General features: G+C 62.2%; 20 protein-coding genes. 11 read left to right on the top strand and 9 right to left on the bottom strand.

The window, feature by feature from the left end; all coding sequences use genetic code 11:
- Window positions 1-13 precede the first annotated feature (13 nt).
- Genes ASD70_RS17785 through ASD70_RS17815 form a run of 7 tightly spaced genes read left to right on the top strand, consistent with a single transcriptional unit; the run spans window position 14 to window position 6,476 of the window.
- Window positions 14-1,219 (top strand): type II and III secretion system protein family protein, encoded by a 1,206-nt coding sequence (locus ASD70_RS17785; protein WP_046070743.1) that lies wholly within the window; start codon window positions 14-16, stop codon window positions 1,217-1,219.
- The gene (locus ASD70_RS17790) at window positions 1,216-2,409 is read left to right on the top strand and encodes an AAA family ATPase (protein WP_046070742.1); all 1,194 of its coding nucleotides are present in this window, start codon (window positions 1,216-1,218) and stop codon (window positions 2,407-2,409) included. Before ASD70_RS17785 ends, ASD70_RS17790 begins: the two co-directional genes overlap by 4 nt.
- Window positions 2,406-3,677: a CpaF family protein gene (locus ASD70_RS17795; RefSeq protein WP_046070741.1), complete on the top strand. Its 1,272-nt coding sequence runs from the start codon at window positions 2,406-2,408 to the stop codon at window positions 3,675-3,677. Before ASD70_RS17790 ends, ASD70_RS17795 begins: the two co-directional genes overlap by 4 nt.
- Window positions 3,678-3,686: 9 nt before the next feature.
- The gene (locus tag ASD70_RS17800) at window positions 3,687-4,568 is read left to right on the top strand and encodes a type II secretion system F family protein (RefSeq protein WP_046070740.1); all 882 of its coding nucleotides are present in this window, start codon (window positions 3,687-3,689) and stop codon (window positions 4,566-4,568) included.
- 1 nt (window position 4,569) lies between these two features.
- A complete protein-coding gene (locus tag ASD70_RS17805; RefSeq protein WP_046070739.1) occupies window positions 4,570-5,457 on the top strand; it encodes a type II secretion system F family protein in 888 nt (295 codons plus the stop codon).
- 10 nt (window positions 5,458-5,467) lie between these two features.
- Window positions 5,468-6,193 (top strand): tetratricopeptide repeat protein, encoded by a 726-nt coding sequence (locus ASD70_RS17810; RefSeq protein WP_056847053.1) that lies wholly within the window; start codon window positions 5,468-5,470, stop codon window positions 6,191-6,193.
- Window positions 6,194-6,203: 10 nt separating this feature from the next.
- The gene (locus tag ASD70_RS17815) at window positions 6,204-6,476 is read left to right on the top strand and encodes a DUF3613 domain-containing protein (RefSeq protein WP_046070737.1); all 273 of its coding nucleotides are present in this window, start codon (window positions 6,204-6,206) and stop codon (window positions 6,474-6,476) included.
- 140 nt (window positions 6,477-6,616) lie between these two features.
- Here the strand turns inward: ASD70_RS17815 and ASD70_RS17820 are convergent, their stop codons facing one another.
- Together ASD70_RS17820 and ASD70_RS17825 are read right to left on the bottom strand one after the other, a co-directional pair.
- Entirely contained in the window at window positions 6,617-7,402 is a 786-nt protein-coding gene (locus ASD70_RS17820) for a response regulator transcription factor (RefSeq protein WP_056847054.1), read from the bottom strand.
- A gap of 124 nt (window positions 7,403-7,526) precedes the next feature.
- Complete coding sequence (locus tag ASD70_RS17825; protein WP_046070735.1) at window positions 7,527-7,976, bottom strand: prepilin peptidase; 450 nt, start codon at window positions 7,974-7,976, stop codon at window positions 7,527-7,529.
- A 71-nt stretch (window positions 7,977-8,047) separates the two neighbouring features.
- Here ASD70_RS17825 and ASD70_RS17830 point away from each other — a divergent pair, with 71 nt between their 5' ends.
- The gene (locus tag ASD70_RS17830) at window positions 8,048-8,485 is read left to right on the top strand and encodes a TadE/TadG family type IV pilus assembly protein (RefSeq protein ID WP_046070734.1); all 438 of its coding nucleotides are present in this window, start codon (window positions 8,048-8,050) and stop codon (window positions 8,483-8,485) included.
- Window positions 8,482-11,220: an ATP-binding protein gene (locus ASD70_RS17835; protein WP_056847055.1), complete on the top strand. Its 2,739-nt coding sequence runs from the start codon at window positions 8,482-8,484 to the stop codon at window positions 11,218-11,220. The genes ASD70_RS17830 and ASD70_RS17835 overlap by 4 nt, the downstream gene beginning before the upstream one ends.
- Here ASD70_RS17835 and ASD70_RS17840 read toward each other — a convergent pair.
- From ASD70_RS17840 to pbpC, 6 genes are all read right to left on the bottom strand, one after another.
- The gene (locus ASD70_RS17840; protein WP_056847056.1) at window positions 11,205-13,151 is read right to left on the bottom strand and encodes a pilus assembly protein TadG-related protein; all 1,947 of its coding nucleotides are present in this window, start codon (window positions 13,149-13,151) and stop codon (window positions 11,205-11,207) included. The two genes, ASD70_RS17835 and ASD70_RS17840, sit on opposite strands and share 16 nt — an antisense overlap.
- A gap of 177 nt (window positions 13,152-13,328) precedes the next feature.
- Window positions 13,329-13,886 carry a DUF4136 domain-containing protein gene (locus ASD70_RS17845; RefSeq protein ID WP_056847057.1) on the bottom strand — a complete coding sequence of 186 codons (558 nt, stop codon included), beginning with the start codon at window positions 13,884-13,886 and terminating at the stop codon, window positions 13,329-13,331.
- A 44-nt stretch (window positions 13,887-13,930) separates the two neighbouring features.
- Window positions 13,931-14,533 (bottom strand): DUF4136 domain-containing protein, encoded by a 603-nt coding sequence (locus ASD70_RS17850; protein ID WP_046070730.1) that lies wholly within the window; start codon window positions 14,531-14,533, stop codon window positions 13,931-13,933.
- A 24-nt stretch (window positions 14,534-14,557) separates the two neighbouring features.
- On the bottom strand, window positions 14,558-15,307 hold the full coding sequence (locus tag ASD70_RS17855; RefSeq protein ID WP_056847058.1) for a methyltransferase domain-containing protein: 750 nt from the start codon (window positions 15,305-15,307) through the stop codon (window positions 14,558-14,560).
- Window positions 15,300-15,608: a MazG-like family protein gene (locus ASD70_RS17860; protein WP_003188211.1), complete on the bottom strand. Its 309-nt coding sequence runs from the start codon at window positions 15,606-15,608 to the stop codon at window positions 15,300-15,302. Before ASD70_RS17860 ends, ASD70_RS17855 begins: the two co-directional genes overlap by 8 nt.
- 107 nt (window positions 15,609-15,715) lie before the next feature.
- Window positions 15,716-18,046, bottom strand: coding sequence for a peptidoglycan glycosyltransferase PbpC (pbpC, locus tag ASD70_RS17865; RefSeq protein WP_046070727.1), 2,331 nt, complete (start codon window positions 18,044-18,046; stop codon window positions 15,716-15,718).
- Window positions 18,047-18,137: 91 nt separating this feature from the next.
- Between pbpC and ASD70_RS17870 the strand changes: the two genes are divergently transcribed.
- Window positions 18,138-18,431, top strand: a complete 294-nt coding sequence (locus ASD70_RS17870) for a hypothetical protein (protein WP_043049487.1) — start codon at window positions 18,138-18,140, stop codon at window positions 18,429-18,431.
- Between the two features lie 138 nt (window positions 18,432-18,569).
- Here the strand turns inward: ASD70_RS17870 and ASD70_RS17875 are convergent, their stop codons facing one another.
- Complete coding sequence (locus ASD70_RS17875; protein ID WP_056847059.1) at window positions 18,570-23,468, bottom strand: alpha-2-macroglobulin; 4,899 nt, start codon at window positions 23,466-23,468, stop codon at window positions 18,570-18,572.
- Window positions 23,469-23,756: 288 nt separating this feature from the next.
- Between ASD70_RS17875 and ASD70_RS17880 the strand changes: the two genes are divergently transcribed.
- Window positions 23,757-25,100 (top strand): MATE family efflux transporter, encoded by a 1,344-nt coding sequence (locus tag ASD70_RS17880; RefSeq protein ID WP_056847060.1) that lies wholly within the window; start codon window positions 23,757-23,759, stop codon window positions 25,098-25,100.
- Window positions 25,101-25,152 lie beyond the last annotated feature (52 nt).

Consider the following 25,152-nt stretch of genomic DNA (forward strand, 5'->3'; position numbering starts at 1 on the left):
AAGGATGCTTTGAATGAGCCCACGCTACGCTCAATTGGCCTTGACCTTGATGCTACCGTGCCTGCCCGTGGGCCTGGCAATGGCAGCACCTGGCAATTGCAGCACCTTGGGCCAGTTGCCCGCCGTGGTCGAGGTGGGCGAAGGCTTGCAAACCGAGCTGCAATCGTCAGTGGCGATCACGCGCCTGGCCATTGGTGACCCAAAGATCGCCGATGTGCGGGTCAATGGCGAGCGTAACTTCCTGCTGACCGGCGTCGGCAGCGGCGCCACCAGCCTGATGGTGTGGACCGGCTGCTCGACCGCGCCGCGCCAGAGCATGGTGTTCGTCAAGGGCAAGGCTACCTCGGCGCTGACCAGCCAATCGCTGTCGCCTTCGGAAGACCCGACACTGCCCAGCCAGGTACAGACCGATATCCGCTTCGTCGAAGTCAGCCGCACCAAGCTCAAGGAGGCCAGCACCAAGATCCTCGGCATGGGCAAGAATTTCTTCCTCGGCAGCCCCGACCTGCTCTCCCCAGCAGAGAGCGTGTTCAAGCTGCCGGTGAGCGCTGACAGTTTCAACATCGGGTTTGGCGGTGGCCGGGTCAAGGCGTTGATCAACGCCCTGGAAAGCAGTGGCTTTGCCTACACCCTGGCGCGTCCGAGCCTGGTGGCCATGAGCGGCCAGAGCGCGACCTTCCTGGCCGGGGGCGAAGTGCCGATCCCGGTGCCCAGTGCCGGCAGCGATACCATTTCCATCGAGTACAAGGAGTTCGGCATCCGCCTGACCCTGACGCCCACGGTGATCGATCACAACCGCATCGCCCTGAAAGTCGCACCGGAAGTCAGCGAGCTGGATTACAACAACGCGATCCAGATCGAGGGCATCCTGGTGCCCGCCCTGACCGTACGGCGCACCGACACCAGCGTATCGCTGGCCGATGGCGAAAGCTTTGTCATCAGTGGCCTGATCAGCAGCACCAACCGCTCCACCATCGCCAAGCTCCCCGGCCTGGGCGATATCCCGATAATTGGCGCGTTTTTCCGCGACTCCAATATTCGCAGCGAGGAAAAAGAGCTGCTGATGATTGTCACCCCGCACCTGGTCCGGCCATTGGCGGCCAACGCACAGTTGCCGTCGTTGCCCGGGGAAAAACTGCGCAACTACGACCCGAACTGGTTCCGCCTGTTCTTTCTTGAAAACGGCAACTTCGACCGTCGCAGTGGACTTTCCCAATGAGCGATAGCCTGGGCCAGACCTTTCTGGCAATCACTCGCAACAACACTGACCTGGAGTGGCTGCAGGGCGCGCTGGCCCCGCTTGGCCAAGTGATCAGCGTCGGCGGTGGCAGCCTGGATGAATTGCTGGCACTGGTGGACGTGACCTTCGCCAACCTGGTGTTCGTGGGCCTGGACCGCGAACACCTGGTGGCCCAGAGCGCCCTGATCGAAGGCGCCCTGGAAGCCAAGCCGATGCTGGCCGTAGTCGCCCTCGGTGACGGCATGGACAACCAGTTGGTACTCAACGCGATGCGCGCCGGCGCCCGGGATTTTGTCGCCTATGGTTCACGCTCCAGCGAAGTGGCCGGGTTGGTGCGACGCATGAGCAAGCGCCTGCCGCCTACCGCGCCGAACGCCCACCTTGGTGGCCTGACGGTGCTATACGGCACCCAAGGCAATACCGACGGCGCCCTGATCGCCAGCCACTTGGCGATGGTGGTGCAAAAGAGCGGTCAACAGACACTGCTGCTCGACCTCGGCCTGCCGCGGGGCGACAGCCTGGCGCTGCTGGGCCTGGAGAGTACCTTCAATTTCGGTGACGCCTTGCGCCACCTGCGCCGCCTTGACACCACACTGATCAACAGCGCCTTTACCAGCACCGACGAGGGCCTGCGCATTCTTGCGTATGCCGCCAGCGACGAGCCCCTGGAAATGACCAGCGCCGCCGAGCTGTACATGTTGCTCAGCGCCTTGCGCCAGCACTTCCAGCACATCGTGGTCAACCTCACCGGGCAGGCAGACAGCGAGCCGTTGCGCACCTTTGTCAGCCACTGCGACAAACTGCTGTGGTGCACCGACCAAGGCGTGCTCGACTGCCGGCGCAACCTCGCGGTGCTGAACCTGTGGCGCGAAAAAGGCATGAAGCTCGACCACGCCCGACTGCTGGTCGACCGCTATATCAAGGGTTGCGCGCCCGACACCGAAACCCTGGAAAAAAGCTTCGGCCTGGAGTGCATCGCGGTGCTGCCGCTTAGCCCTGAAGTGCGCCTGAATGCCAAGAACCAGGGGCAAAGTCTGTTCACCCTGGCCCCGCGCGAAGCCCTTACCCACACTTTGCGTCAGTTGGGCGAGCGCCTGGCAAAACGTTCCGAGGGCATGGAAAAACCGTCCACGCGCTGGTTCGAACGTCTACTGGGGTCAGGTCGATGAACGGTGAAAAGCTTTTCGGCGCCCCCACGCGTGGAGCCGCCGGGCGCAACGACCACGACAGCCTGAAAATGGTGCTGCACCGCTACATCATCGATGCCATCGAAGAGACCGGACAGAACCTGCTGGAAGGCTCGCGCCAATCCCTGGCGCAATTTGTCATCGACAAGGTGGCCGAGTACATCACGCGTATGCACCTGGCAATCTCGCGTTACGAGATGGAGCGCCTGGCCGAAGAAATCGTCGATGAGCTGACCGGCTTCGGCCCGCTGGAAGTGCTGCTGCGCGATGTGTCGGTCACCGAGATCCTGGTCAACGGCCCGCACCGGGTGTTTATCGAACGTGATGGTGTGCTGCACCAGAGTGACCTGCGCTTTATCGATGCGCACCATGTGGAGCGGGTGATGCAGCGTATCCTCGCGCCCCTCGGGCGGCGCCTGGATGAGTCGTCGCCGATGGTCGATGCGCGCCTGCCCGACGGCAGCCGGGTCAATGCGATCATCCCGCCGATCGCCTTGGACGGCCCCTGCCTGTCGATCCGTAAATTTCGCAAGGACATGCTCAAGAGCAGCGACCTGGTGGCGATGCAGACCATCGACCAGAGCATCTTCGAGTTTTTCCAGGAAGCGGTGGGCAAACGCTGCAATATCCTAATCAGCGGTGGTACCGGGACCGGCAAGACCACACTGCTGAATATTCTCAGCCAATTGATCAACCCCCACGAGCGCCTGGTCACCATCGAAGATGTGGCCGAATTGCAACTGGGCCACCCCCACGTCGTGCGCCTGGAAACCCGCCCACCCAATGCCGAAGGACATGGCGAGGTCAAAGCCAGCGACCTGATCCGCAACGCCCTGCGGATGCGCCCGGACCGCATCATCCTCGGCGAGATTCGCGGCGTCGAAGTACTCGACGTGATGACCGCCATGAACACCGGCCATGACGGTTCCATGAGCACCGTGCACGCCAACAACGCCCAGGACGCGCTGCTGCGCCTGGAAACCCTGGTGGGCCTGACCGGGCGCGTGGTGGCGGAAAAAACCCTGCGCCAGATGATCTGTGCCGCACTGGATGTGGTGATTCAGCTGACGCGCCTGCCCGATGGGCGCCGCTGCGTCAGCGAGGTGGTGGAAGTGGTCGGCGTGCGCGACGACGTGTATGTCACCAATACCCTGTTCCGCTTCGACCGCCGTGCCGGCTTTGGCTTCCTGCGCGAAGCGTTGCACCCGGCCGGCGACAAGCTGCGGCGCGAAACGCCATTGCCGTTGTAGGGAGGCGTCATGACCGGACTTATCCTGCTGCTTATCTGCGTTCTGCTGGTCAGCCTGTCCATCTGGCTGTTCCAGCGCGGGCTGCGCCAGGCCGGCACCGACCGCGTGCTGGAACGCCTTGCCGAGGGCCAGCCCATCCCCCAGGAATCGAACAGCAGCTGGGTCGCCATGGAGCGGATGTTCCAGCGCGCCGGCCTGGGCAAGCCCACCGATCGCCTTGGGCTGTGGTTGAGCGGCTGGGCGGTGGCCATGGTGCTGGGCTACCTGTTGGCCGACTGGCTGGGCCTACTCGCCATGCTCTTGGTACCACCGTTGCTGTTGCGCCTGTACATCGCCTGGCGTTACCAGCGGCGTGTGCAACGCATGATCGAACAACTACCGCAGTTGCTCGACCACAGCGTGCGTAGTCTCAAGTCCGGACGCACTCTGGCCGATGCCGTGCTGGGTGCAATCGAAAGCACCGAGGCGCCCCTCAAGCAAGCGATGAGCCGCATCCAGCGAAATGTGCAAATGGGCGTGAGCCTGCCGGAGTCCGCCAGCGATTTTGCCGAGTTCTACGAGCGCGATGAGTTTCGCCTGTTTGCCCTGGGCCTGAAGGTCAACCACCGCTACGGCGGCAACGCCAGCGAGTTGCTGGAAAACCTGATCAAGATGATCCGCGAGCGCGAGCAGGGTGCGCGCCAACTCAAGGCCATGACCGGTGAAACGCGCATGACCGCGTATGTGCTGGCGGGGTTGCCCATCGCCATGGTCGGCTACTTCCTGATGGTCAACCCGGGCTACCTGATGAGCATGTGGAATGACGGAACCGGGCGCTACCTGCTGCTCGGTGCGGTAGCGCTCGACATCACGGGCACCTTCGTCATGTGGCGCATGTTGCGGAGTATTTGAGATGGCCATCCTGATCAGCCTCCTGCTGTTACTCGCCGCCGTCGTCTTGATCGCCGGCAGCCTGCTGGAACAACGCCGCCGCCAGCGCATGGTCAACCAACGCCTGCAAGGCCAACTGGCCCGTGAAGACAAACTTGGCAGCCTGATGCGCCAACTGGGCGCCAGCGCGGTGGCGCAGCGCTCGGTCAGCCTGGACAACGAAACACAGACCTTGCTCAACCGCGTCGGCTGGCGTAAGCCCAACCAGCGTTCCATGTTCGCCGCCTGCCAGGTCGGCGTGCCCATTGTGCTGTTGGGCCTGACCGTGCTCGGCCAGCAACTGCTGTTTCCCCATGTGGGCTCGCCGTGGATCGCGCCGGCCATTGCCCTGGGGGTCGGTTACCTGTTGCCCAAGCGCGTGCTGGTCCTCAGCGCGAAATACCGCCAGGAACGCATCGCACGAGAGATCTCCACATTCATTCCGTTGCTGCGCATCCTGTTCGAATCCGGCATGGCGGTTGAACAGTCGCTGCGGGTGTTGAGTATCGACGCCCAGCGCCTGCTCCCGGACCTGACCCATGAACTGCGCCTGATTCTGGTACGGGTCGACTCGGGCCTGGAGTTGTCGGAGGAACTGGGCAAGACCGCGCGCCTGCTGGCTGTGGATGAGTTCACCGACACCTGCATCATTCTCCAGCAATTGATCCAGCAGGGTGGCGGTGCCATGAAATCACTGCTGGCGCTCAAGCAATTGCTCGATGACCGCCGCCTGACCCGCCTGCAGGAATACATTTCGAAGATGTCGGCGAAGATGTCCGTAGTGATGATGGTGTTCCTGTTTCCCGCCCTGCTGACTGTGCTTGGGGGGCCGGCCTTTATCGCCATCGCCCGGGCCTTGAATAACTTCTGAGGAGCCTGCCATGAAGCCACTGATTGTCGCCTTGAGCCTGCTGATGCTGGGCGGCTGTGCCAGCAATGGCCAGGTTCCATGGGCCGGGTTGCTGCAGCCCGGCAGTTGCCCCAAGCCCAGCTCGGACCAGGAGCTTTCATTGAACCTGGCCGATGACATGGCCAACGAAGGCAAGCTGCACGCCAGCCTGGCCAACCTGCAGAACCTGCCCAATGCCCTGCCCCAGGTGCGCCAGCGCCAGGCCCGTGCCTATCGCTTGCTGGGGCGCAGCGAGGCCGAGCCGCTGTACCGCAGCCTGTTGGGCACCTGCCTGGCTGCCGATGGCGAGCACGGCCTGGGGCAATTGGCGTCGGCCAGGGGCGACAACGGCCAGGCCATGGCCCACCTGCAACGTGCTGCAAGGCTGGCGCCCACCGACGAGAAAATCCGCAATGACCTGGGCGTGGTGTACCTCGATCAACTGCGCCTGGAAGACGCCCGTTTCGAATTCATGACCGCCATCGAGCTCAAGCAGAGCGATCAATTGGCGGCGTTGAACCTGGTGACCTTGCTGATTTATCAGGACAACTGGGAACAGGCCGCAAAAGTGGTCGGCCAACTCGGACTGAGCCCCGAGCAGGTCACCGAAGCCCAGGCGCGGGCACAACAACTCAAGGGTTCACGCACGTTACCGGTGCGTTCAGCCAAAGACCAGGTCGCGACGGTCAGCGACACGCTGCCGGTACCTGTGAAATAGGGAGTCGATGATGAAAATCCATTACCTTGCCGGCCTCGCCGTGTTGACACTGCCGCTCATGGCATCGGCCATCGAAGCTGGGCCGTCTTCTCCACGGCAAGCGGAAACCGAAAACTGGATGGCGCTGCAACTAAGCGGCCGCGCAGCCTCGGCCAACCCGCAGAAGACCACGCCGGCAGAACGCGAGCAGGCACTCAAGCGCTGGCTGGACAGCAACAAGCACCCGATCCCGGAGTTCTTTGATCAGAAGGTGGGCGGGTCTGCACAGGGTGGGAGCCAATAGCCAAGCCTATAACCCACCGTAGGAGCGAGCTTGCTCGCGAAGAACCCCACGACACCGCGTTTATGCAGGATTCACGCGTTATCGTTGACGTTTTTCGCGAGCAAGCTCGCTCCTACATTATTAGCGCAGGCGCCGGGCCTTCAGTGCGCCGTCACCCGCTGGTGCATCGCCGAGTTGCTGGGTGACAACGCCAGCGCCAGCTGGGTACGGTTGTGCATATGGGTAAGGCGCAATATCTGGGACACATACAACTTGACCGTGTTCTCGGTGATCCCCAGGTCACAGGCAATCTGGTAGTTGGTCTGGCCCTTGCCCACCAGGCGCGCCACATCCAACTGACGCGGTGACAATTGACTGAAGATCGCCGGTACTTCGAGCGGCCCGGCATCATCGGCCAACGGTTCGCCGTCACCCTCTTTGGGCACTGGCTTGCGACGCACCTTGTCCAGGTCCATATACAAGTCGTTGATGGATTCGGACAGGTACTGCAACTTCTGGTTAAGCGTGCCCAGTTGCAGGTCTTTTTGCCGTTCCTCCAAGGCCGCTTCCTGGCGCTTCAGGCCTTCGAGCACCTCATCGAGATTGATCGGCTTCTGGTAGTAATCGGCGATCCCCGCGCGCAGGGCCTTGACCACATCCTGTTTGTCGGCACGCCCGGTAAGCATGATAGCTTCGAACGCACGATGTTTGCCGGCAACCTGCTGCAGGGCCTGCACCAGCTCGATGCCGTCCATGTCCGGCATATGCAGGTCACACAGCACCAGGCCTATCAAGGGGTCATCGCCGAAGCGCTGGATCGCCTGTTGGCTGGACTCACACGGGACACAACGGTACCCGCTGCTTTCGAGAAATTCACAGAGCTCCTCCACGATCAAAGGTTGATCGTCGACCACGAGCACTTTTACTGCAGATGTGAGCTTGTTCACGCGCTACTCCATGCCTGGCAAGCCAAAGAGGACCCATCCTTTTTGACGAAAAATCCTATACAACTACTCATTAAACGTAGACGTACTTTCTGACTATGTACATAGCATTATTCAACGCGCGCGCTTAATGGATCCAAAGCCAACACCCGACGAAACCTGTCAAAACGAAAGGCGCAAAAGGCTGTTTTTTTGACACTTTTTCTGCCCGCTCAAACTGGCTCGAGCTAAGCCCTTGATGCACAAATGTCCAGGCCAGCATGGCGACCGCGGCGCCGATCAGCGACCCCAACAGAATGTCGATATTGGACGCCAGGCCCAGGGCGGCGAGCAGCTTCACATCCCCCGCGCCGAAGCGGCCCAACGCATACCCGGGCAGGGTCAGTATCAGCGCCAGAACCAAGGCCAGGCCGCCTTCGCTGCGGGGCGCACCGACCCAGGTCGACCCTGCCCACAGCAGGTAGATCAACGCCAGCAAACCAGCACCCAAGGTCAGCGTATTGGCAATCTGGCGCTGGCGAATATCCTGCACTGCACACAGGCCCAACCACAGCAGAATCACTACATAGTGGATCACGTAAAAAACATCCCTTTTTGCCGAATGATTCTATGCTGATATCAGGTACTCGCCTCAGGGTAGACGCAGTGATGAAATCAGGCTTCCCGAGAAAGCAAAAAGGTGCGGCGGCCATCGAGTTTGCCTTGGTCTTCGTGATCTTCTTTGCGGTGTTCTACGGCATGCTCAGCTACAGCTTGCCGCTGCTGTTGATGCAGTCCTTTCATCAGGCGGCAGCGGAGGGAGTGCGCCGCAGTGTGTCCCTGGACCCAAGTACCGCAGGCTATTCGGCACTGGTGGTACAGCGCGCCAAGGATGCGGCGCAGGCCCAGTTGAATTGGATCCCCGGCTCGTTGAAATTCTTGCCCGGCTACATCACTGCCACCTACACCAATAATTTGCTGACGGTAAAAATCACCTACCCCTCGGCCAATATCAAAGCGGTGCTGCCGGCCTTGGTACTGCCCGGAGTTGGCAGCGTACCGAACCTGCCCGCCAACCTCACCGCCACCTCGAGCCTGCAGTTTTGACGGCAGGGGATAAACTGTTCGCGCGCCTGCGCGGGCGCCACAGCGCTCCGGCCATGACCGCGCTGGGCCTGCACCTGCAACTGGACAACCTGGGCCATGTGCTGAGCATCGCCGGCACCTTGCAACCCTTGCTCACCCACCATTTCACCCACACAAACACCCCACCGTTGCATGCCTTGCTGTGCGCCAACAGCGCATTGAGTGTCGAAGGCACACCGCAGCAATGGCAACGCCATGGCCTGGACCTGGACTTTCAGGGTGCCGGCGGCCAGGTCCTGCATACCCGCGGCTGGATGGAGCCCGAGGGCGACGGCTGGGCCCTGCACTTGCTGGATATTACTGACCTGCTGGCCGACCGAGCATTGGAACAGCAGCGCGAACAGAACCATCAGATCACCGGCCTGATGAACGAACAATTGCGCGTGTGCAGCCTCAACCGCCTACCCCAGGTGTTCAACGAGCACCTGCGCACCGTCGCTCAGCGCTGGCGCATGCCGTGCGTGGCTATGGCGCTGCTCGACGAGGAGGACCAAGGCTGGCGCATCTACAGTCAATATGCCGCCCATGATGCGCCGGCCCTGTGGCAAACCGGGCAACACTTGGGCACCAGCCTGGACAGCATCAACGGCAACACGCCGCTGAGCCTGGACATTGCCCAGGGCCGCAGCGACAACCCGCGCCTGCACAGCGTGTTTGGCAATGCCGATGGCTTCCTGGTGCCTTACCGCGACAGCCAAGGTGTCGCGGCGTGGTTGCTGTGTGGCTTCTACAGTGGCCAGGCCCAACATACCCGTGAGCGCGACTGGCTTAATCTCTGCGCAGCCCTCGCCGCACCGTTGCTCAGTCGCCTGCGTGAACAACGTCATCACCAGCAACTGGAACGGGTAGAAGCCCTGCAAGGCCTGCTCGGCACCGGCTGGTGGGAGTTGTTGCCCGCCACCCAGGAAATCCAGCTGGCGCCACAATTGCTGCGCAACCTGAGCCTGGAGCAGGGTCCCACTCGCCAGGCCCTTGGCACTTGGCTTGAACTGATCCACCCGGCCGACCGCCAGGCCCTCAACAGCCGCCTGCAAGACTTGCAAGCCTTGGGCAAACCCTTGCTGACCAGCGTGCGCCTGCAGCGGACAGAGGCCGAGCAGGCGCCCATCTGGTACCGCATACAGGGACAAGTGCTGGGAGTTGGCAATGAGCGACGCTGGATCGGTTTCATGCTCGATATCAGCGACATCAAGAACCAGCAACTGCAAGCCGCCGCCGCCCATGCGCGGCTGGACAACCTGATCGCCAGTTCACCGGCGGTGATCTATGTGCAGCGCTACGTCAACGGCGCGCTGCATCCGGCGTTTTTCAGTGACAGCCTGCTACCACTGCTGGGCTGGACCCTGGCCGACTGCAACCTCGACACCCTGGCGGCGCTGATCCACCCCGACGACCGCGAACTCTACTTTGAACGCACTCGCCAATTGCTACGCGAAGGCACCGTGCGCAGCCGCTACCGACTGCGTGACAAACAGGGCCACTACCACTGGCTGCTCGACGAAGCCAAACTGTTGCGCGACGACCTCGGGCTGCCGGTGGAGGCCGTAGGCTTGTGGCTGGACGTGACCGAGGCGACCCTGGCCGCTGAACAGGTGCGTCAGAGTGAGGAGCGCTATCGCATCCTGGTGGAAGATTCGCCAGCAATGATCTGCCGCTATCGCCCCGACCTGATCCTGACCTTCGGCAACACGCCGCTGGCCAACTACCTGGAATGCCTGCCCGCCCAACTGCCCGGCATCGACCTGGGCCAATGGCTGTCGGATGAACAGCGCGCCGCCTTTGTGCAGCGCATTGCGCGGCTGACCCCGGAGTTCCCGGTGAGCACGGCTGAAATCAGCCTGCAACTGCCTGGGCGTGAGCATGCCTGGTGGGTGTGGTCGGACCGTGGCGTGTTTGATCAACACGGCACCTTGTTGGAAGTGCAGGCCGTGGGCCGCGACAACACCGAAGTGCGTCGCTCCCAGCAACAACTGACCCAAAGCGCAAAAATGGCCACCCTCGGCGAAATGGCCACCGGCCTGGCCCATGAGATCAACCAGCCGCTGAACGTGATGCACATGGCCGTCGTCAACGTGCTCAAGCGCCTGGGCAATGGCGATGTACAAGTGGATTACCTCACGGAAAAACTCCAGCGCATCGACGCCCAGGTACAACGCGCGGCACGAGTGGTCGACCATATGCGCGTCTTCGGCCGTCGCTCTGAAATCGAACAGCAACCCTTTGACCCGGCGCAGGCGCTGGAGGGCACCTTGGCCCTGCTCAGCGAAGGCCTGCGCGGCAAGGGTGTGGAAGTACGCATCAGCCCTGCGGACTTCTCAGTGCAGGTCAAAGGCTATGTCGATCAATTGGAACAGGTGCTGATCAACCTGATGGTCAACGCCCGCGACGCGTTGCTTAGCCAGCGCGAAAAGACTCCCGGACTGCGCCCCTGGATTACGCTGCACAGCGAGCATGACGGCCGCCACGTACGCATCTGGGTCGAAGACAACGCCGGCGGGATTGACCCGCGCTTGCTGGAGCGGATTTTCGAGCCGTTCTTCACCACCAAGCCAATCGGTGTGGGCACCGGGCTGGGGCTGTCGGTGAGCTATGGGATCGTGGAAAACATGGGCGGGCGCCTGAGCGTCAGCAATGGCGAGGCAGGCGCGAAATTTTGCGTGGAGTTGCCCATCGTACCGGATCAAATCACCAGGTAAGCCCGACCCATGTGGCAGGTGAGGTTGGCACCGACGTCGGCGTTTCCGAGGTTGATGCCCAGTGCACTCAACAAGCCATCCACAATCGGGTCGAGTACTGGCGACAAAACGTTCTTGATCGCGGTGACCAGCGTATTGGTAATGGTCGCGAGCAAACCCGACACCGCCGGTAGGATGCCGCCAGGGGCACTACCGGTTGGGGCAACATAATTCACCTGGATCGCCCCCAATGTGTTGACCAGCCCTTTGACCACCTCTGTCGAGGGAGGAACAGACTTATAGGTGGGCGCCAGATTCATGTCGTTGACCGGAGAAAACAGCAGACTTTGACTCGTCCCTCCCACGGTCGCATGGACGACGGATAGGGATAGGCTACCGCCTACGCCTGCCTTGCGTGGACCACAGCCAAATATCCCCTTGCAGGTCTGTACGCCAATATCCACCAGGGCTACTGGATTCACTTCGGATTTTACTGCGGAGGAAAAGGCCTGCGCCGCATCCACTTTTCCTACGGAAACATCGGCAAGCGCAGTCTCAACCTGAACAGTCAGCGATTTCGTCGCATTGCTCGCACAATTGAAATCCGTGACATGGCTTTTCGCGCTCGCCACCTCGATATTGATATCCAGGCCGCTCATCAACTGAACATCGGTGTGATCACAGGGCTTCAAAATCAGGCACAACACCGGATCCAGCAGGCCCACCAAATTCAAATGCAACAAGTTATTTACGACACCTGTCACCGGAGTGGTGATGGCGGAAACCGCAGATGTCAGCCCATTAATGCCATTCAATACGGGCAGTTGAATAGACACCAGCGTACGCACTTGTGCGGTGCGCACAAAGATCTGATCGGTCGGCGGGTTCTTCAACAAGCCCTTCTTCGCCAGCGCCGGATTGCCGATAGCCGACAACTGCGGCGGCTCGATGACTTTGGTCTGGATCGACACATTGCCCACCAGCGGAATAGCGAGCTGCGCCGCCGCACTCACGGCGTTCTTGCTGCTGGATAACTGCGCCACGGCTTCGAGCAATTGAAACAGCTGCACATTGGAATTCAGCGCCGCCGTCGGGGTGCCGGTGGCTATATCAATCAGGTCGCCCACCGTCAACAGCTTGGTGTTCGGCGCAATGGCTTCAATCGAAATCACGTCATTGATAACCGCGGTGACCGCCGCGCCATTTTTCTGCAAGACCTTGACCGCGGCGTCGATCAACTGGGTGGCGGAGACGGCCGTGCTGAGTAGCGCGTCGTAATCGCCGGCCTTCACGTTCAGGTCGATCGCTAATTGGTCGAGGTAACCGAGCAGGTTGACGTTGGTCTGCAACAAACCGTTCCAACTCGCCGCCGTGAGCGACAGGCTTCCACCGAGCAGGTTACCCATCACCAGATTAAGCAAGGGGGATTTACTTGAGTCGACGCTGGCCAGGCTGCTGCGGATCGTCAGTTGCGCCACCGGCGGCGGTGTAGCCGCTACGGCAGTGGCGCTCAGGTTGAGTTGCGGGGTGATCGGCGCGCCACTGAACAGGTTCCACAAGCCGTTAGCGATGCTGGTCATCACGGTGTGGGAGGCCACCACGCGAATCGCGTCGCTCTTGGTGGCATCGGCGGTAAACACGCGAGTGTTGGCGGCATTGGTCGCCAGGGTGCCGCACGTCACGACCAGGGTGCGGCCATTGCCGACCACGAAACCGTTACGCGAGGCATTTTGCGTGGCATAGGCGTTGGCCGTGGTGCTGGTGCCGCATTGGCCACCCAGGCCAGCCGCTTCCAGCGCCGACGTATCGGCGACGGACTGCAGCTTGCGTTTTTCCAGGTACAAACGCCCGCTGTCGACCGCCAGCAACGTAAACACCAGGGCCAACGCCAAGGTGCCTGCCGTCATCAAGCCAATTGCTCCACGCTGCCTGGAACCGAATCGGGGAGACATCGAAGCACTCCTGCGCTAACTCTCCGGCGTTGCACTGGAGTGTAGACAAGGCTTTGGCAGGTTGCTGGCAACTCGCCACATTGGCGACTGACGGAGATCCCGTGAATGTTGGAACATGTGGAAGGGGGCTTGTCGAACCGTCGCACCGCGCCTCCCACAGGAGTGAAGCGGCGCCGGTCAGTGCGGTGGATAGTTGGAGAGGATCCTGCTCACAGTGCTGCGGATAGCCTTGCTGCGATCCTCTGGATTAGGCGTGCTGGCCATCATTTGCTCGTCGCTGCCTCGCCATACCAGTTTGCCGTCCTTGCCGTCGAGCAAGTCGATCTGGATGGTTGCCACTTTGTAGGTAATGTTGCGCGTTTCGTTATACATCGGCGCGCCCCAGTAGCCATTCCAGGGGCCGCCCCAAGCACCTCCATAGTTGGTGGTGACTTGTTGCTGGCGGTCTTCGACGATCAGGTAGGCCTGAACATTCAGGTCCGCCTTGGTGCCGGCCGCTGCGGGGCGCAGACCGCGCTGGTCAAGCTGTTCGCCCACCGCTTGGCGGATGCGTTGCTCGGTAAGGTCGCTCTTGATTCGCGGATCATCCGGGCGGTACTGCAACGCCGGGTCTTTCCAGGCCCAATTGCGGTAGGCGCCGAAGTCTCGGCTGGCGTCGAAATCGTGATTGACCTGGTTGCTCTGGCAACCGCCCAGCAACACAACGACAGCAAGTGCAGCGATACGACGAAACATGGCACTTCTCCAAAAACAACGTGAGCCTGAAATGAGAATAGCTGCTAACTGGGCGGATAGGCAGCCATTGCTTTCTGCATCGCCTTGCGCAAGCTATCGGCGCGCTCGCTCAAGCTGCCCTGGCTGGTGGTTTCCGCGCTGGTGCTCCACACCGGCTGGCGGGTGCGGGCGTCGAACAGGCTGATACGCGCCACTGCCACCGTCACTTCATAGGTGCGCACTACGGGCACGCTGTTGTACATGCCATAGCCGTTGCCGTAGCGGTTATAACCGCCGTAACCGTAGCCATAGTCATCCTGCACCTGGCGCAGGCGTTTCTCCAGGCGTACGTCGGCGCTCACCAACAGGTCGGGGGCACGCTTGTCATGCAAGGGCCGCAGGCCGCGCTGGTCGAGGGCGCCGCTGACCGCCTCGGCAATCTGCGCCGAATCGGCCCAGGCCGTGCCCGCAGGCAACTGGCCGTTGAGCCAGCCCCAGCTGCGGTAAGCGCCATAATCGCGCACTGGCGCCGGGTAAGCGCTGGCATCAAAAGTGGTGGCCGCCTGGGCCGGGGCCGGCGGCATCGGTGCCGACGAGGCGACGTAGGGGTTGGGGCTGGAACACGCGCCCAGGCCGAGGGATAACAGGATCAAACAGAGACGACGCATTTCGACCTCCGCAGGCTGGTCCGCTTAAACCGGACGGCAGACCCAGTGCAAATAACGCCCAAGTCCGGCAAAGCTTGGGTGACGACGGTGAGCGAGCTCCATCTCCAACAAGTCCTGCAAATCGGCGCGGGCCTGGAATTCTACCGGCATATAGTCGTGAAACACCCGCACGCCACTTTGGCTTTCGACCTGCCACATCCCTTCAAGTTGCGCCGCCAACTCCCGTGGGTCGAGGGGCTGTTGCGGCGTAAGGCTCTGCTTTTCACCGGCCATGTCGTTCTTGCGCATTTTGCGGAAGTGGCCTTTGAGCAGGTTGCGGTAGATCAACGCATCACGGTTGTAGAACGCCAGGGACAACCAGCCGCCGGGCAGCGTCAATTGGTGCAGCACCGGCAGAATGGCATGGGGTTCGGCCAGCCATTCCAGCACTGCATGACACAGCACCAGATCGTAAGGCTCGGTGAGTAGGCCGAGCAAGTCTTGCCACGGCGCATGGATAAACGTCGCGGTCTGGCCGGCGTCGGCAAAGCGCTGGCGCGCGCCTTCAAGCATCGGCGCGGCGGGCTCGGCCAAGGTTACCTGATGGCCGCGCTCGGCCAGCCACAGCGACATATGCCCCAGGCCCGCGCCGATATCCAGCACGCGCAACGGGCGCTGCGGCAAGGCCTCGGCCAGGTCGGCCTGGAGCACCGCCAGGCGAATCGCGCCCTTGGCCCCGCCGTAGATTTTTTCGGCGAAACGCGTGGCCAACTGGTCGAAATGACGATCACTCATGGGCAAACCGCCGCTCGCTGTCGGCCAGCTTGGCACGCACGACTTCGTTCATGTCCAGACCCAGCTCACTGCACAACAACAGCAGGTACAACACGATATCGCCGACTTCCTGGCCGGCATGGGCAAGTTTATCGGCGGGAAGCTGGCGGGACTGGTCTTCGGTAAGCCACTGGAAGATTTCCACCAGTTCGGCCATTTCCACACTGGCGGCCATGGCCAGGTTTTTCGGGCTGTGGAACTGCTTCCAATCGTTGGTATCGCGGATGCGGTGCAGGCGTTCGGTGAGGTGTTCGAGGTTCATTAGGGGACTCCTGAATGGGTATAGCTTCAGGGGGATGGGGAGTGAAGGCAAGTGAATAGCGGTCATGTGCTCAAGGCCGCCATCGGGGGCTTGCCCCCGATGAGGCCCTAATCAACAACACTGAACTCAAGCCTGGCGGTCTGCCCAGCCTCATCCAGAACGCTTAGCTGATAGCGGCCCAACCGCTCGAAACTGGCATTGATACTGTCCTGATTGGCGCTATCACCCAACGGCGCGCCATTAAGGAACCACCAACGCCGACCACTGCCACCCAAGGCGGAGATTTTCAGACGCAGGGTTTGTTGGCTGGCAACAGGCAAGCGCAGTTGGTCGCCTTCGCGTACGCCGACGATGGACAACGGCGACGACGCAGCCAGCGCCGGTGGCGGGCAGTCCGGGTCAGGGGCCGGGATGCGTGCTTCACGGCGCTCGATCCTTGGCAACCAGGGTTCCAGCGGCGCCGGCCACAGGGCAATGTGCTTGGCCTGTGCGCCAGGGCAATGCGCGTCGACCCTCAAACCCTTGACGTTGACCCAGATGCTTTCCATCAAGCCCACACTCAAAGGTTGGTCCAGTGCCTGCAAGGTCGGCGGCGTGGTGTTGTCCAGGGTCCAGGCAAACCGCTGGCGCCGACAGTTGGGGTCGCTGCGGCTCATGGGCTGGCCCAGCGGCCAACAGATTGCCGCCACGCCGATATTCGCCGGCACCGGTTTGACCGGCGCGCTGATGCCGCGCTGACTGTCGCGGTTGGTCAGTACGTCATGTACCTGCAACATCAACGGCGCCGCCGACGCCAGGCCGAACTGGCCGGGGACGGGCGTGCCATCCGGCCGGCCGATCCATACACCGATCAAATAACGCGGCCCTACGCCAATTGCCCAGGCATCGCGAAAGCCATAGCTGGTACCGGTTTTCCACGCCAGCACCGGGCGCTGCACCAGCTCGGCACGCGGGTCGCGATCGGGCCGTGCCTGGCCGCTGAGGATGCGCCGCACAATCCAGGCCGCCCCGGGTGACAGCAGTGGCCGTTCCCTGAGGGTATCGTCCGGCTGCAGTCGCAGGGTGGCGCTCTTGCCGTCGCGGGCCAAGGCGCTATAGCCGCTCACCAGGTCTTCCAGGCGACTGCCCGCGCCGCCGAGGATCAGCGCCAGGTTCGGCTCGGCCAGCGCCGGCAATGCCAGCGGCATGCCGCCGATGCGCATCTGTGCGGCAAAGCGCTTGGGCCCGTACGCTTCCAGCAATTGCACCGCCGGCAGGTTCAACGAGCTGGACAGGGCCGTGCTCGCCGGCACCGCCCCGGTAAAGCCCATGGAAAAATTGCCCGGCCGGTAATCGCCATAACGCCTAGGCACGTCCTGCAACAGCGATTCGGAGTGAATCAGGCCATCGTCCAGGGCCATGCCATACAGGAAGGGTTTCAACGTGGAGCCGGGCGAACGCAGCGCGCTGATCATGTCCACATGGCCAAAGCGCTTGGTGTCGTTGATATCCACCGAGCCCAGGTAGGCACGCACCGCCATGCTTTCTTCCTCCACCACCAGGATCGCTGCCGAGGTGTGTTCCGGCAGCCGTGCGCGCCAGCCCAGCAGCAGGTCTTCGAGACGTCGTTGCAAGGTGGCATCCAGGGTGGTGCGGATCAGCGGCGGACTGTCCGGGCGATTGAGGCGGCGCGCCAACAACGGCGCCAGGCTCGGCTCCAGGCGCGGTGCGAGCAGCAGCGGTTCTTCCAGGGCTTCATCGACCGCCGATTGCGGCCATACCTTGAACTCGGCGAGGCGGCGCAGCACCTTGTCGCGAGCCTCCTGGGCGCGCTGCGGATGACGATCCGGGCGCAAACGGCTGGGCGCCTGGGGCAATACCGCGAGCAAGGCGGCTTCGGCGTGAGTCAGTTGTGCAGGCGACTTGCCCAGGTACGCCCAACTCGCCGCCGCCACACCCTGCAACGTACCGCCGAACGGCGCTCTGTTCAGGTACAGGTTGAGGATTTCGTCCTTGGAGAGGTGCCACTCCAACTGCGCAGTGCGCCACAGCTGACGCAACTTGCCGTGCAGGGTGCGCGAATGCGGGTCGAGCAAACGCGCCACTTGCATCGATAAGGTGCTGCCGCCGGAGACCACCCGCGCACCTGTAAGGTTTTGCCACGTCGCCCGCACCAGCGCCAACGGGTTGACCCCGGGATGCTGGTAGAACCAGCGGTCTTCGTAAGTGAGCAATGCATCGAGATAATACGGCGACACTTCGCTGGTATGCACCGGATAGCGCCACACCCCATTGGCATCGGCAAAACGCCACAGTGGTGTGCCATCCTCGGCCAACACCACCCGGGCCAGGTCGTCCTGGGGCAAGGGCAATGGCCAGATCCGATCAGCCAGCCACAGCAAGGCAATCACCAACAGCAGGCTCGCCAGGGTCCAGCGGGCAACAAAACGCAAATTCAAGCGGGCAAACCTCTATGCTTGTAGGGAACTAGCCTGTGGCAATAACGACCAAAGGCACAGTCACGCCCACCTTCTTATTCAGGACACGCACATGCAGGTAGAAAGCTTTTTCGAATGGTTGGGCCAGGCGCTCGGCTCCGTCATCCGGTTCATCGTCGACGGACTCAGTGGGTTGTTCGGGGCCTTGACCCACGCCGGCGGCAACTTTATCGATGGCCTGTCGCGCACCTTGGGCATGGACACCTCGATCATCAGCATCATCACCCTGATCGTTGGCCTGCTCTTGCTGTACTCGGCGGTACGCGCCTTTATGCGCGCCTCGATCATCATGGGCATCATCTGGCTGCTGCTGGGCCTGTGGTTGCTCAGTTGGGTTGTGCACTGATTTAACTGACAGCCCCAATCCCTTGTGGGAGGGGGCTTGCTCCCAATAGCTGAGTGTCAGCCAATGACATTTTGACTGACCCACTGCCATCGGGAGCAAGCCCCCTCCCACAGTAGTCCCCATTTCAACTTGAGCAATTCAGCGGCCCTTGATCACCATATCCACCGGCGTCTCGCCCACCGCCTGCCAGTTCGGCCGATACATCGACTCCACCTGCGGCGGCGGCACGCGATAGATTCCCGGCGTCACCGCCCGCGCCAAGTACAGCAAGTGCGTGGTGCCATAACCGTCCAGACTCATGGCCGCCACATAACGATCATCCCTGAACTCCTGATGCTTGAGCGATGCGTTCTGCATCGACTCGCGCCACTGCTTCACCTGGCTACTGGCGTTTTCCAGGCTGGCCGCGCTTTGGGCCAGGTTCTGGTTTTCCAGTTCCAGGCCGGCGGGGAGCAGGTCTACCACCAGGGCATCCGGCACACGCTGCTTGGCGCTGACGGCCAGGTGCACCAGCACCAGGTCGCCGCTGGCGAGGCTACGCAGGTCGAGCGGCTGGCCGTTCATGCCCAGGTATTCGCGGCGGATACTAAGGTTTTCGCCACCGGCAGCCGGCGGCACTTGTGGATAACCCGAGACCGTCAATTGCTGATACACCGGCGCTTCGCCCTGATTGCTCAAGGCCAGGTCGCTGGACAGCAGCTTGCCGTCCAACGCCAGGGTCGATTGCTGGTTATTCAACTCATGCGCCCCGCCGCTGCCGGTGAGCGACACTTGCCAGTTGGCTTCCGGCTTGGCAAACCCGAGGCGCCCGGCGAGGAACAGGGAGTTACGCTCCTGAGTCGATAGGTATGGGCTGGCGGCCAACTGGTCCGACAGGGTGAACAAACGCTCTTCACGTTGGCCCTTGGCCAAGTCATTTTCTTCCAGCAATGCCAGGATCATCGCCTGGTCACGCAATGGGCTACCATAGTCGGCCAGCCATTCTTTGCTACCGCGCTGTGCCGCCAAACCGGCCAACAACGCCTGATCCGCACGCGGTTGATCGCCCATTTTCTGCAGGGCGATGGCCAACTGCACCAGCGGCAACCCGGAGCGCGCATCGCTGCGCCGCTCGAACAGGCTGCGCAACGCTCCCAACGGCGCCTGCTGACTGCGCGCCAGCACCATGCCGGCGTAAGCCTGCACGGCAAACCGCGTGTGCTCGGCGTTGTCGCTGTAGTCGACTTCGATCAGGTTGCGCTCCTGCACATAACGCAACAGGCGCTCGCTGGCCTTCTTCAAGGCTTCAGGCGGTACGGCAAAACCCTGGTCGCGGGCACGCAGCAGGAAGTCGGTGACATACGCGGTCAGCCAATATTCTTCCTCGCCGTCGGCGCCCCACAAACCAAAGCTGCCGTTGTAGCGCTGCATGCCCAGCAGGCGTTCGATGCCCAGCTCGATCTTGCGCTTGCGCTCGGCATCCGGCTCGCCCTTGATGCTCAGGCGCTTGAGCAGTGCGTCATCAGCATACAACGATGGGTACAGGCCGCTGGCGGTTTGCTCCAGGCAACCATAAGGGTAGGCCTTGAGTGCGCTGATCTGTGCCCCCAGGTTCAACGGTGGACGGCTCGACAGGCTCAACAGCGCTTCGCGCCCGGAGGCATCGAACTGGTCCAGCGTACCGGCGGGCAGGCTCCATGGCTGATCCTTGAGCACTGCGCGGTAGTGCTTGAGCAGCGCCGGATACGCTGGGCGCACGCCCAAGGTCCATTCGCGACTGAATGGCGGCAGGTTTTCCCCCGGCAGGTCCAGGCCGTTCACGCTGACCTTGATTTTGCCCTGGCCCAGACCGCCCCAGGCTTTCACCGGGATGCGCAGGGTGGTGCGCTGGCCTTGCTTGAGTTCAACCGCTTGGGCGCCGCCGTTGACCAGCTCCAACTGCCCTTCGGCGGTCAATTGCACATCGAGCTTCTGCGCCTTGCCCGACAGGTTGGAGAGGTCCAGGGCCAAAGTGGTCTGGTCGCCTCCCGCGAGGAAGCGCGGCGCCGACAATTCGGCGATCAGCGGTGCGGCGATCACCGTCTTGCCTTCGGCCATTCCGTAGCGATCATCGCTCCAGGCCTGGGCCATCAGGCGCAGTTCACCGTTGAAGTCGGGGATGTTGACGCTGACTTCGCCCTCGCCTTTTTCGTTCAGTGTCACCGGCGCGCTTTGCAGGGCGACGATGGTCACGCTGGTGTCCGGGCGCTTGCCGCCCTTGGCCAATGCCGCGTCACCACCAAACGCCAGGCTGGCCAGGCGCCCCTGGCCGGCTTCGATCAGTTGGCCGTAGATGTCGAACTGATCGACACCATAGGCTTTGCGGCCGAACAGGCTGGAGTAGGGATCGGGCGTGGGGTATTCGGTGATATTGAGAATGCCCACGTCCACCGCCGCCAGCAGCACATGCACCTGTTTCGGTACGCTGCCATCGGCATTCCTGGCGGCGATCTTCACCGTCAGCGGTTGTTTGGGGCGCATTTTTTCCGGCGCAGTGAGGGTCAGGCCGAGCTTGCGCTGTGTGCGGTCCAGCGGCAGGTGCAACAGGCCCACGGCGCGCTTGGGGGTGATATTGGCTTTGCGCTCGCCGGGACGGATCACCAGGGCGCTCACATACAGATCATGGCGCGACCATTTCGGGTCGAGCTTGACCGCAAAGCTCTTGCCTTCGGCCGGCACGTCGATTTCCTGCCACCACAGCGGGCCTTCGGCAGATTCCACCAGCAGGTAGCCCTTACCGGCAGCCGGCGGGGTGACAGTGACGTTGGCGGTATCGCCGTCGCCATAGGCGGGTTTATCCAGTGCCAGCTTGACCTGGTCGGGGCGCACGGCGCCGCCTTCGGTGTTGTCCTGGGCCTGGTAGCCGGCCCAGAAACGCACGCTGCTGACCAGTCCGGTCTGCGGGTCTTCAACTTCAACCCGGTAAGGGCCCCACTCCACCTGGAAGCTGACCTTGGCGGTGTCACCGGCCTTGATGTCCAGGGTCTGCTCGTCGAGGTTGAGGAATTTCTCGTTGTAGTGGTAGCTCCAGCCGTCGTTGTCGGAGTAGTTCCAGTAGTAGTCACGGCGCTCGCGCACCAGGCGCACCTTGAGGCCTTGGGCGGCGAGTTTCTGCCCGTCCTGGTTGGCCACCAGCACTTCGAATTCCACCGGGCCATCGCCATTGGTTTCCTTGCCATCAAACAGCCCGCGCAGGCCCGGCAATTGCTCGGCCGGCCAGATCGGCTGCACCAAGCGCCGAGTGATCGGCCGCCCGCCCGACTCTTGCAGGCTGGCCTGAACAATCAATTGCAGCGGCGACTTGGCCTCGGCCCATTTGCTTTCCAGGGTCAGCGCCTCCTCGCCGTTGGCGTCGAGTACGCTTTCGTCCAATTCGAAATCCTGGCTCAGTTCTTCTTCGGTGACGGAGCCGAACTGATAGCCAGGCAGGGATTTGACCGCTTCACGCAGCGGGCGCACATAGACCTGGCCACTGACCCGATTGCCGGATGCCGGCGCGCCATACAGATAGCGGCCGTTGACCTGGATAACCGCGTTATCCGCCGGGCTCAGTGCCGTGTCACTGCCTTTGAGTTCCAGTGCCAGGCGTTCGGGCAGGAAGTCTTCGACGAGGAACTCATAGAGCTGCGGTTTGCCATCGCCCAGGTCGAACACCAACTGCCAGCGCCCGGTCGGCGCTTCGCCGGCCAGTTGCAGCGGGTATTGATACAAGCCGGAGGCATCGGCCTCCCATACGAATTTGCGGCTCACCTGTTCATCTGGACGGCGGACTTCGACACTCACCGGCTGCGGCTTGACCGCGTTGCCATCCTTGTCGCGCAACAACGCATTGAGCAGCACGGTTTCGCCGGGGCGATACAGGTCACGCGGGCCGAACACAAAGAATTGCAACGGGTGGGACGGTTGCCCACCGATATCGAACTCGGCGAGGTCCAGCGCGGCGCTATCCAGGCGCAACAGGCTGGTCTGTTCACCCAGTTTTGCCAGCAGCACCTGGGCTTTTTTCGGCAGCGCCAGCTCGGCGTGGCCACCGTCTTCGGTCTTGCCCTGGCCAAGCACGCGGCCTTCGGCATCGAGGATTTCCAGCTCAACGTCGTTCAGCGCCTTGCCGCCTTCCAACGCCTGGGTAAACACATCCAGGCGGTTGGCGTAGCGGTGCACCGACAGGCCAATATCGCTCAAGGTAAACAACGTGGCCGGTTGCGAATAGTTGTAAGTGCCCGAAGCACGCATCACCGCCAGGTACACGCCCGGCTGCTGCAACTGCTTGAGGCCGGCAATCGGCAGCAATAAGGTTTCGCGGGTATTGCGCGCCGGGTTCAAGTCGAAGCGCCCGCCGTACACCAGGTCGGCCATCGGCAGCAGTTCCCGGGACTCATAGCTTTGCAGGCTGGTATTGCGCCCCCACTGCGCCAGGAACGACGGCAGGGATTCGGGCTTGATACGGAAGAATTCGACGTCGATCTTGTCGACATTCAGCGCGATCACCGGCAGGCCCTCGGCCAGGCGCGTCGGCAGCAGCGTACCTCGGCTGGCGAAGCCGACGGTGGCTTGCAGGTCGCGGGTTTGCAGGCGGGCGGTGTATTCGGCGGCGAGCTGGTTGTCGTTGACCGCCTTCAACCCGGCGTCCACTGTCAGCACCAGCTTGCGCTGCGGTTCCAGGTGGCGCAGGCGCAGCTCCATGAGGTTATCCGAGAGCTCCCAGGCGCCATCGACCTTGCCGGACTTGCTGTCCACCAAGTGCAATTTATCGGCGAATTTCTGCTCCGGGTCCAGGGGAATGGAAAAGCTCACCGATAAAGTGCTGGCCCCATCCAGTTGCACTTCGGACACGTCCACCACACTCAGCTCACGCCCGGCATAGCGCTGCTTCAACGCCGCTACGTCCACCACCGCCTTGGCAGGTGCAGGCGCTACGCTTGGCGCGGGGGGAGCCGTCGGTGCAGCCGGTTTATCGGAAGAATCACAGGCGCTCAGCAGGGCCAGCGCGCAAGCGAGGAACAGTCCTTTGTTAAGCATGAGGCACTCATAGTCAGAGGGAACCGAGGGGTGAACTATATATCAGCGCAGGCCAAGCCGCTGTGGCGCTGATCACATTGACCGACGGAGGGAGGGTTGGTTCTGAGTGCCTTCCAGACTAAACCAAACCCCACAGCCACTGGAGATCAAAATGTGGGAGGGGGCTTGCTCCCGATGGCAGTGGATCAGTCAGAATATTAGTGACTGACACACCGCTATCGGGAGCAAGCCCCCTCCCACATTGAATCTGGTGGGCAGGTACAATGCCCGCTCCACCAAGGAGCCTTCATGACCGCCCTGCTCGCCGACTGGCGCCACCGCCCCACCCATCGCCGCGTCTGGGCTCTGGCCGCGCCGATGATCCTGTCGAATATCTCCGTGCCGCTGGTGGCCCTGGTCGACAGCATGGTCATCGGCCACCTGCCCCACGCCCATCAACTGGGCGCCGTGGCCGTCGGCGCCAGCCTGTATACCTTCCTGGCGTGGGCCATGGGTTTTCTGCGCATGGGTTCCACCGGGTTCGCCGCCCAGGCCGCCGGGCGCAACGATGGGGCGGCGCTGCGGCAAATCCTGTTGCAAGGCTTGCTGCTGGCGCTGGGGTTGGCGACGTTGCTGGGTACGGTAGGTGTTCCCCTGAGCCATCTGGCTTTGGAATGGATGCAGCCCTCCCCTGAACTGAACCAACTGACCCGCGAATTCTTCCACACCCGCCTGTTCGGCCTGCCGGCAGCCCTGGCCAGCTACGCACTGGTCGGCTGGTTCCTCGGCACCCAAAACGCCCGCGCGCCGTTGGCGATTCTGCTAACCACCAACCTGGTCAACATTGCACTTAACCTGTGGTTTGTACTCGACCTGGACTGGGGCGTGGTCGGCTCTGCCCGCGCCTCGGTGATCGCTGAATGGACCGGCGCCCTGCTTGGCCTGGCCCTCACGCAAAAAGCCCTGCGCGCCTACCCCGGTCATATCGCCTGGGCCGCGCTCAAACGCTGGCAAAGCTGGCGGCCGTTGCTGGCGGTCAACCGCGACATCTTCATCCGCAGCCTGGCCTTGCAGTCGGTGTTCTTCATGATCACGGTGCAAGGCGCACGGCTGGGGGATGCCACGGTCGCCGCCAACGCCTTGTTGCTCAATGGCCTGTTGCTGACGGCCCATGCGCTGGATGGCCTGGCTCACGCCGTCGAAGCCCTGTGCGGCCACGCCATTGGTGCCCATGACCGCCAGGCATTGCGCCGCTCGTTGGTGGTTGCCTGCGGCTGGTCACTGATCGCCAGCATCGGCTTCGCCCTGCTGTTCACCTTCGGCGGCCATCTGTTTATCGCCATGCAAACAGACATTCCCAGCGTGCGCGAAACGGCCGACATCTACCTGCCTTACCTCGCGACACTGCCGTTGATTGCGGTGTGGAGTTACTTGCTCGATGGCCTGTTTATCGGCGCAACGCGTGCGCGGGAGATGCGCAATGGGATGTTGCTGACGGTGGTGTTGGTGCTGCCGGTTGCCTGGGCGTTGCAGGGGTTGGGTAACCACGGGTTGTGGGTAACCTTCCTGCTGTTCATGGCGGTGCGCAGCCTGACACTCTGGGCGATAGCCTGGCGCTTGAATCGGCAAGGGCTGTGGCTGGGAGCAAACTGAAGGAATGCAGATCCAAATGTGGGAGGGGGCTTGCTCCCGATAGCTGAGTGTC

It is taken from the genome of Pseudomonas sp. Root569 (assembly GCF_001427465.1).
GTDB classification, from domain to species: Bacteria; Pseudomonadota; Gammaproteobacteria; order Pseudomonadales; family Pseudomonadaceae; genus Aquipseudomonas; species Aquipseudomonas synxantha.